Raw genomic sequence first — 9,432 nt, 5'->3', positions numbered from 1 at the left:
ACATACCCGCTCGTCTGGCGCGGCGGTCCCTGGTGAGGCTCGTCCTGGGCTGATGACCTTGGCGCGGGCACGATCATCATGGTCGGCCCCTGCATCAAAGAGCACATGCTCTGCGGCGACCTGGAGCGCTGCTTATCGTCGCATCAGTCGGACTGGTCGACCAAGGGGCAGGAGGAACTGTTCGACAAGTCCGGTCTCCGGGGCTGTGGGATCGACTTACCATGACGAATGACGATCTAGATACTCTTAGACTTTACGGTCATTCTAGATCATGTGGTCAGGGAGCAGGGGAGGCCCGGCCCGCACATGCACGCTTCGGAGGCTCCGCATTATGGTTCCCAGCGATACTGGCCAGGCAATTGACCGGTTGCGCAAGCATCTGACCGGCGGCGCCACGCGGCTGGACTCGCTGTCGGAGTCGTTCTCTCTCTTCGTCTACGAGGCGCTCCAGGACCAGCTGACCGATGTGGACCTGCGTTTGCTGCTGCACAGCCACAGCCTTGAGATGTTCCCGCTCAATGGGCTCGAGGAGGAGAACCTCAGGCGTTCCCGATTGAATCAGCATCGCATCGCCCGCGCGTTCGCAGTTTGGGCTGAGCGACACCTGCAGGCGAGGACGCTCACCAGGCGTACTCCCAGTACTTGGACCAGCGTCGACGGATCGTTCCCTTACGTGGTCGACAATGCGGGTCTCGCCGCCGAGAGCCTCGGTCTGGTGGCATCCCCGAACCTGTACTTCCCCCAGGAGTCCACGGACGCTGAAAAGGTGGCGCAGGCCGTCGTCAACTTCGAACGAATGTGGTTCAACGACGGGACCAGCCGCAGCATCCAGGAGGAGTTCCTCGACGCGGCCAGGGCCCTTTTCGAGGACCGGGCTCCCGAGTCGGTCTACCTGCGTGTCCTGACCGCCCTGTTCAACGACTTCGTCGAGGAATCCGGGCACAGCGCCGACCGGGGCAGGACCGGCTTCTACGACTCCGTCGTTTGGAACAAGCTCTACAAGTTCCAGCGCGACGGGGTGCTCGGCGCGATCCAGAAACTCGAACGCCACAATGGCTGCATCATCGCCGACAGCGTCGGCCTCGGAAAGACCTTCGAGGCGCTCGCCGTCATTAAATACTACGAGCTACGCAATGACCGCGTCCTTGTGCTGGCGCCCAAGCGGCTGCGAGAGAACTGGACGATCTACCGCGGCAACGATGTCCGGAACCCCCTGGCCAAGGACCGGCTCAACTACGACGTCCTTAACCATACGGACCTCAGCCGCCTCGACGGCCTGTCCGGGGATATCAACCTGGCTCATGTCAACTGGGGCAACTACGATCTCGTCGTCATCGACGAATCCCACAACTTTCGCAACAATCCGCAGGTCAAGGACCGGACCACCCGGTACTCGCGGCTCATGGACGAGGTCTTTAAGAGCGGGGTGAAGACCAAGGTCCTGATGCTCAGCGCCACCCCGGTGAACACCCGGCTGGCCGACCTGAAGAACCAGGTGCTGTTCGCCACCGAGGGCGACGACCAGGCCCTGGCCTCCGATGGGATCAAGAGCATCGAGGCCACCCTGGTTAAGGCACAGAAGCACTTCAACGAATGGCAGCGCACACCCGCCACGGCCCGGAGCACGAAGTCTCTGGTCGGCACGCTAGGTATGGACTACATCCGGCTGCTCGACCTGGTCACCATCGCCCGTTCGCGCAAACACATCGAGAAGTACTACGGCACCAAGGACGTGGGCAGATTCCCCGACCGGCTCCCGCCGATCAACCTCGTTCCGCCTATCGATGCGGCAGGCGCCATGATCCCTCTGGAACAGATCAACCGATCGATCCTGCAGCTGAATCTGGCGGCCTACAAACCCACGTCCTACGTCAGCCCGAAGCACGAGGCCAAGTACGCCGCGCTGTACGACCAAAAGTTGCGGACAGGCGGTAAGCGCGTGTGGCGGCAGACCGACCGCGAGAACAACGTGGTTCATCTGCTGCGGGTGGGCCTGCTCAAGCGGTTGGAGTCCTCGGTCAGCTCCCTGGCCAAGACCCTCGAGAAGATTCTCTCTCGGATCGACGAGTCGATCGCCAAGATTGACGCCTACGAGGCCAACGGCAGCGAGGGGATATCTATCGGCAGCCTCACCGACCTGGAGAACCTCGACCTGGACGACCCTCAGTTCGAGGACACCGTCGGCGGCAACGTCAAAGTGTTCCTAGCCGACGTCGACCGCATCCGGTGGCGGCAGGAACTCGAACAGGACCAACACACCGTGGCCGCCCTGCTCGCCGAGGCCCGAGCGGTCGACGTCACCCGCGACGCCAAGCTGGGGCGGCTCAAGGATTTCCTGCGCGAAAAGGTGGAGCATCCCACCAACGAGGGCAACCGCAAGGCCCTGGTCTTCACCGCGTTCAGCGACACCGCCGGATACCTCTACGAGAACATTGCCCGCTGGGCATGCGACGAGCTGGGAGTGCACGTGGCCCTCATCACCGGGGAGACCTCCCGGGCCACCCTAGCGATGAGACGCACCCACATGAGCGACGTGCTCGCCGCGTTTTCCCCCAGGTCCAAGGGCGGCGACCCGGAGGCCCCGCAGATCGACATCGTGATCGCCACCGACACAATCTCCGAAGGGCAGAACCTTCAAGACTGTGACACGGTGATCAACTACGACATCCATTGGAACCCTGTGCGGATCGTTCAGCGCTTCGGTCGGGTGGACCGGCTGGGCACCACCAACGCCAGCGTCCAACTAGTCAACTTCTGGCCCGACATTGACTTGGACACCTACATCAACCTCGAGAACCGGGTGTCCAGCCGGATGACGCTCCTGGACGTTTCCGCGACCGGTGAGGAGCACCTCCTGGACGTGACGCCCGGCGAGATGAACGACCTCGATTACCGGCGCAAACAGCTCGAGCAGATGCAGGAGGCCGCTCCCACCATGGAGGACCTCGCTGGCGGCCTGAGCATCACCGACCTGACACTCTCGGACTTCCGCGCAGACGCCACCGCCCGGGAGCCCGAAGAGATCCAGGCGATCACCGGTTGGCCGCTGGCGTTGTTCGGGGTGGCCCGCTTCGACGAGACCCTAGCCGAGGAGGGGCTGTCCCCTGGTGCAGTCTTCCTGCTTCGGGTGCGTGACGATGCGTTCGCTTTCTCCAAGGCCTATCCGCTGGCACCGTACGTACTGGTCTATGTGCGCGAGGACGGCGAGCTCGCGCACGCGATCGAGGAGCCGAAACTGGCTCTCGACGTCCTACGCCACCACTGCCTGGGCAGCACCACACCCGACCCGGCCTCCCTCGCGGACTTCGACCGGGTGACCAGGGCGGGCCGCTCAATGAACCACTACCGCGACCTGCTGAACGCGGCCGTCCAGGCGGCTTCCGGCCGGGCTGAGGAGAGTATGGTGGCCTCCCTGTTCTCTGCCGGCCCCTCCCAACTGGGCACAGACCTCAGCGTGCCCGGACTGGGAGCGGTGGACGTCATCGCCTGGGTGGCGCTCATCCCATGAGCGCCCACGACCTGTTCAGGCTGCCCGACGCGGCGCGCATGGAGCACCGCATCACGAAGAAGATGCTCGCCGAGCAGTTCGAGGAACGCTCGCCCGCTGACGCACGAATCATCACGAAGTCTGTGCTCTCGGTGAAACTGCTCGGGATCCTTCGGCCGGAGACGATCCGGGCGCCCAAGTACCAGGATGCTAAGCGTACGGTCGTTGACATCTCCATCCTCGAGATCGTCCTGGCAGAACGAACAATGCCAGCCAACCGCACCCGGGTAGCCGAGCTCATACACCGCAGCATGCCCAGGCCGGTGGTGCTGCTGGCGTGTCTACCCGACGGCAGCACGATTCTCTCCCTGGCCCTCAGTCATGTCAGCCAGACCGACTCCCGCAGGGAGACCTCCGTGATCGACGCCCATGTCATGGTTCCGGTCTCGCAGCTTGAGCCCGGTACTCTTCACCTGGACCGACTGGACCACACGAACATGTGGGCGCTGTACAGCGATCTCGTACGAACCGCCGCGGCGGACGGGCGGCCCGCGAGCACTTCTCTGTCCGCCGCCGACGCTATCGCGCTACGGCGGAAGCTCATCGACCTGGAGTTGGATCTGGTCGCTGTAGTGCGCGAGGCGAAACAGGCGAAGAGCCTGCAACGCCGTATTGAGCTCAACACGAACGGTCGGTCGTTGCGCGACCAGATTGAGGGTGTCCGAGGCACCCTCTACAGTGCTGAACGCAGCCACGATGTGACCTGACGACACGCCCTTTCAGAGGAAGAAACCTCCATGCCCCTGAGCTTCGAACCGGTGGATGAGTTGACCGGACCCGGCGAGGCCAAGTCGAACATCGACCTCCTAGCTCGTCTCTTCCCAGACGCCGTCGTCGACGGGAGCGTCGACTTTGACGCACTCCGGAACCTGCTGGGCGAGAACGCCGCACCCACCACCGCCGAAGCCTTCGGCCTACGCTGGCCCGGCATGGCCGAGGCCCGCAGCCTGTCCACGGTCCCGGCCACTGGCACGCTGCTGCCCAAGCCCGAGGAGTCCGTGGGCTGGGAAACTACCAAGAACATCGTGATCGAGGGGGACAACCTCGAGGTTCTGCGCCTGCTGCGCCGCCACTACATCAACAAGGTCGACGTCATCTACATCGACCCGCCCTACAACACTGGCAACGACTTCGTTTACGATGACAAGCGCACCACCACGCAGGCTGCACACGAGGCGGCCGCCGGCCAGCGCGACGAAGAAGGCATCCTCCAGATCGGCGAGGCCTCCGACCGAGCCCAAGACCGCAAAGCGGGTGCCTCCAGGCACAGTATCTGGCTGTCGATGATGTACCCCCGCATGCTCGTCGCCCATCAGCTCCTCACGGAGACAGGCGTCATCATCGTTGCCATCGACGACACCGAACATGCACGTCTCAAGCTGCTTATGGACCGTGTTTTCGGTGCCGAGAACTTCATCGCTAACCTCATCTGGCAGGGTGGCCGTAAGAACGATTCTCGATATGTCTCAGTTGGCCATGACTATATGCTTGTATATGCTAAGAACGAAGCTATGCTCCGCAGCAACAACGTACGCTGGCGTGAAGAGCGGCCAACAGATGGAATTATCCGAGAAGCAGCAAAGGTCGCATGGAATAATTCTGGTGGCGACACCGAAAAAGCAACCAAGCTGATGAAAGAGTGGATAAAATCCCTACCCCAGGGCCATCCCGCGAAGGAGAATAACCGGTTCTACGAGTTTGATCCAGACGGAAGAGTCTCCCGCAAACGGGACATCTCATGGCCCGACAAGGGCGGTCCCAAATATGAGGTAATCCATCCGGTTACGGGCCTTCCCGTTAAGGTGCCCGAGCGTGGCTGGCGGTACGCAAGCCCAGAGCGAATGCAGCAGGAAATCGATGCCAACCGCATCATTTGGGGCAAAGATCATAACGAATATATTAACGGAAAGACATATCTAGATTCCGAAGACGGAATGGTCCCATCGTCGGTCTTTGAGAAGAAACGGGCCAGCGCATCAAATGCGCTTGACACGCTCCTGGGTGCCGGCATATTCGGCTTCCCTAAAGATGCAGGCGTCCTCTCTCGATGGATCGACCTGGCTACTTATGGATCGCGGGAAGCGGTGATACTGGACTTTTTTGCAGGCTCTGGCTCAACGGGCCACGCGGTAATGGATCTCAATGCTAGAGACGGTGGCTGCCGCAAGTACATCCTGATTCAGCTTGACGAGCCTGTAGACCAAGACGGCTACAATACAATCGCGGATATCACTCGCGAGCGGCTTCGTCGTGCGGGCCAGCAGATCGCTGCAAAGAAGCCCCTCGAGGCCGCGGATATTGACACCGGCTTTCGGTCGTACCGCCTGGCGGCCAGCAATGTACGGCCATGGGACGGCACTGCTGACCAGCTTGACCTCGTCGAAGCCGTCGACAATCTCGTCGCCGGGCGGACCACAGACGACCTGCTGGTCGAGATGATGTTGCGGCTGGGCTTGGACCTGACCACGCCCGTGGAGACCAGGGAGATCGCGGGCAGCACTTTGTACAACCTGGTGGGCACGCTGTTCGCCTACTTCGGCACTGACATCACCGTCGCACGTGCGAACGAGGTCGCTAAGGCGCTTGTGGTCTGGCGCGACGAGGCCCCAGTCGACTCCGAGACCACGGTCGTCGTCCGCGACACGGGTTTCCTCGACTCCGCAGCCAAGCTCAATTTCGCCGCTGCGCTCGAGCAGGCTGGCTTCTCCACGTTGCGGAGCATCTGACGTGAAGTTCTCGTTCGACGCCAACCTCGACTATCAGCTCCGTGCCATAGAAGCGGTCACCGGCTTGTTCAAAGGCCAGGAGGCCTTGAGCTCTCATTTCACGGTCTATGCCCACCCGGCCGCGCACTCGGGCCTCGAGGGGTTCACCGACAGGGGCTATGGCAACAAGCTGCGCTTGGATCCGGAGACGATTCTTTCGAACCTGCATGAGGTGCAGAATCGCACTGGCCTGGCACCGGAATCGTCCTTGGAGTCCATGAACTTCACCATCGAGATGGAGACGGGCACCGGCAAGACCTATGTCTACCTGCGCACCATCTACGAACTCAACCAGCTCTACGGCTTCACCAAGTTCATGATCGTCGTCCCGTCTGTGGCCATCAAGGAGGGTGTCGAAACCTCCATCCGGATGCTGCGCGACCATCTCGGAGCCCAGTACGGCAACCCGCCGATGAGTTTCTTCCAGTTCGACGGCAACAACCCGTCCCGGATACGGTCATTCGCCACATCATCGAACATTGAAATCATGATTCTCACCGCCGCGGCGATCAACAAGGAGACTAACAAGATCTACCAGCAGGTCGAGGCCCTCGACTTCGAGGTTCCCGCTGACCTGATCCGGGCGACCAATCCGATCATCATCATCGACGAGCCGCAGAGCGTGTACGGCGACACCGGCGCAGGCAAGAAGGTGGGCGCGGGCCGCAAAGCGCTCCAGAAGTTCGATGCCACAGCTGCTCTCCGCTACTCGGCTACCCACTCCAAGCACGACAAAGCGAACCTCATTTACCGGCTGGACGCCATCGCGGCATACGAGAACCAGCTGGTCAAGCAGATCGAGGTGGACTCCTTGGTTACCTCCGCCAGCGGGACGACGCCGTACGTCAAGTTGCTCGGAGTGACGCGAGGCAAGGGTGGCGTGATCTCGGCAAAGGTCGAGGTAGACGTCGAGCAGGGCAACGAGATTAGACGCAAGGCCGTCACGGTGAACACCTCGTCGCTCAACAACCTCGCGGACGCAACCGGGCGCGACCTATACAAGAACCTCTCTGTCGTGGCCATTAACGCCGCCGAGGGTCAGGAGAGCATTTCCTTCGACACCGTCGCGAAGCCGCTGAAGGTCGGTGACAGCATCGGCGCCGAGGTCGGTCTCGGCGAGCGTGTCCGTCAGATGATCGCCCAGACCATCCGACAGCACCTGCTCAAGGAGCAGGAGTTTGCAGTGCACGGACGTGACATCAAGGTACTCAGCCTCCTCTTCGTCGACTCGGTCGCCAAGTATCGCGAGTATGGCCCCGAGGGCGAGGCAGCGCCTGGTGAGTACGCGCGGGCCTTCGAGGAGGAGTATGCGAAGATCGCCGCCGAACCACAGTTCAACACCCTGCTGGGCCCGTCCTCCGCCGAGCAAATCGCGAAGCAGGCCCACCAGGGGTACTTCTCCGTGGACCGCCGAAAAGGGGGCGGCGAGGTGTTAGTGGACACCAAGGAGACCACCGACAAGGGGCGCCAGCAGGCCGGGCTGGCCTACGAGCAGATCATGCGGGACAAGGTCGGACTGACCACTCCCGGTACCCCGATTAGGTTCATCTTCAGCCACTCTGCGTTGCAGGAAGGTTGGGACAACCCCAATGTCTTCCAGATCTGCGTCCTACGGAACATGGGCACCGAACGGTGGCGGCGCCAGTCCATCGGCCGTGGCCTGCGTCTGTGTGTGGACGGATCAGGTAACCGGGTGCGCGGCTTTGACATCAACCGGCTCACAGTGATCGCAAACGAGTCCTACGAGGAGTTCGCCGACCGCCTCCAGCGCGAGCTGGCTGAAGACCTGGACATCCAGTTCGGGGTCATCACTGTGGACGGTTTCGCACGGCTGTCTTTCAAGGGAGCGGACGGGAAAGTCGCCCCCATCGGCTCGGCCGCCGGGCAACTGCTGTACCGAACTCTTTTGTCTGGCGGTTATATCGACGCCAAGGGGAAGATCCAGGACAGCCTGCGCCAAGCCGTACAGAACGGCGATGCGAACCTCGCGCTACTAGTCGAAGGCGCCGTAGACAGTCCGGCCGCGGTGAAGGTGGTACTCGGACTCATCAAGCGTCTCGCCCGGCCCGTCAATATCAAGAAGTCTGGTTCACACGTCTCGGCGCCCCTCGTCAAGGAGCGTCTGGAGAGCCCTGAATTTCAGGCATTGTGGGAGCGTATCCGGATCCGCACCGAGTACCGCGTCGACATTAACGAGGCAAAGCTCCGTGCCGCAATGGTCGATGCGCTGCGCGAGATGCTCCCCGTGGCCAAGCGTAAAGGCGAGTGGGTCACGCACCGCGTGGAGGGCATCGACCAGAGCGGTCTCGCCTCTGAGGTGTCGACGGTGCGCAGGGTGGACGTCACCTACGCCGACAGCGAGGACCTGCCCGATATCCTTTCCGTCCTCGCCGACCGTACGCAGCTGACCCGGGCCACGCTCGCTCACGTGCTCACTGAGTCCGGCACACTCGGACAGTTCCGCTACAACCCGCAGGCCTACATCGACCAGGTGGCCCACCAACTCAAGGTCACCAAGGAAAGGTTCCTGATCGATGGACTGCGTTATGAACTGGTAGACGCCTCCCGTCCAGAAGCGGACCGCAGGTACGCCCTCAGTCTCCTTCACGAGGCCAACGTCTCTGGATACACAGGCCCCGATGGAAACCTCATCTCCGACACGGACGGAAACGCGAAATCGTTCGCGGAGAAGTCCGTCTACCAGTACATAGTCGTCGACTCCCACGTGGAGCGGGTTTTTGCGCACGCGCTGATGCAGCGTCCGGAGGTGAAGGTCTTCGTGAAACTCCCATCCTCGTTCCAGATTTCCACCCCGCTGGGCAGCTACAACCCCGACTGGGCCATGGCCATCGAGCGCGCCGACGGCAGCCGCTACATCGTCTTCGAAACTAAGGGTGTCAATGAGACCGCTCTGCTGCGCCCTGCCGAGGCTGGGAAGATCGCTTCCGCGCGTAAGCACTTCCAGGCCGTCAAGGCCAGTATTGGGATCGTCGACCTCGAGTATGAAGTCGTCAACGGCATCGAAGCAGCTACCGCCGTAATGGAGGGAGAACCGACCTCGGTTGAAATCATACGGGGCGAGCCCAGCGTCGAGTTCCAGCCTGATTAGTGCAGGCGTGA

The 9,432-nt window shown here is 61.8% G+C and carries 4 protein-coding genes; all 4 read left to right on the top strand.

The features are described from left to right. The first annotated feature begins 331 nt into the window (after positions 1 to 331). Genes ACSC1Q_RS42685 through ACSC1Q_RS42670 form a run of 4 tightly spaced genes read left to right on the top strand, consistent with a single transcriptional unit; the run spans position 332 to position 9,421 of the window. The gene (locus ACSC1Q_RS42685) at positions 332 to 3,508 is read left to right on the top strand and encodes a helicase-related protein (RefSeq protein ID WP_436764460.1); all 3,177 of its coding nucleotides are present in this window, start codon (positions 332 to 334) and stop codon (positions 3,506 to 3,508) included. Continuing rightward, complete coding sequence (locus ACSC1Q_RS42680; RefSeq protein WP_436764459.1) at positions 3,505 to 4,254, top strand: DUF4391 domain-containing protein; 750 nt, start codon at positions 3,505 to 3,507, stop codon at positions 4,252 to 4,254. Before ACSC1Q_RS42685 ends, ACSC1Q_RS42680 begins: the two co-directional genes overlap by 4 nt. A 30-nt stretch (positions 4,255 to 4,284) precedes the next feature. Continuing rightward, positions 4,285 to 6,273, top strand: a complete 1,989-nt coding sequence (locus ACSC1Q_RS42675) for a site-specific DNA-methyltransferase (RefSeq protein WP_436764458.1) — start codon at positions 4,285 to 4,287, stop codon at positions 6,271 to 6,273. A gap of 1 nt (position 6,274) precedes the next feature. After that, positions 6,275 to 9,421, top strand: coding sequence for a restriction endonuclease (locus tag ACSC1Q_RS42670; RefSeq protein ID WP_436764457.1), 3,147 nt, complete (start codon positions 6,275 to 6,277; stop codon positions 9,419 to 9,421). Positions 9,422 to 9,432: the final 11 nt, after the last annotated feature.

Origin of the sequence: Streptosporangium heterodermiicola (genome assembly GCF_051390675.1) — a bacterium.
GTDB lineage: Bacteria > Actinomycetota > Actinomycetes > Streptosporangiales > Streptosporangiaceae > Streptosporangium.
This window is presented reverse-complemented; position numbering and strand designations above follow the sequence as displayed.

Excerpts from the sequence above, each read along its gene's own strand:
- ACSC1Q_RS42685 (WP_436764460.1), top strand. The coding sequence starts at position 332 with ATGGTTCCCAGCGATACTGGCCAGGCAATTGACCGGTTGCGCAAGCAT.
- ACSC1Q_RS42680 (WP_436764459.1), top strand. The coding sequence starts at position 3,505 with ATGAGCGCCCACGACCTGTTCAGGCTGCCCGACGCGGCGCGCATGGAG.
- ACSC1Q_RS42675 (WP_436764458.1), top strand. The coding sequence starts at position 4,285 with ATGCCCCTGAGCTTCGAACCGGTGGATGAGTTGACCGGACCCGGCGAG.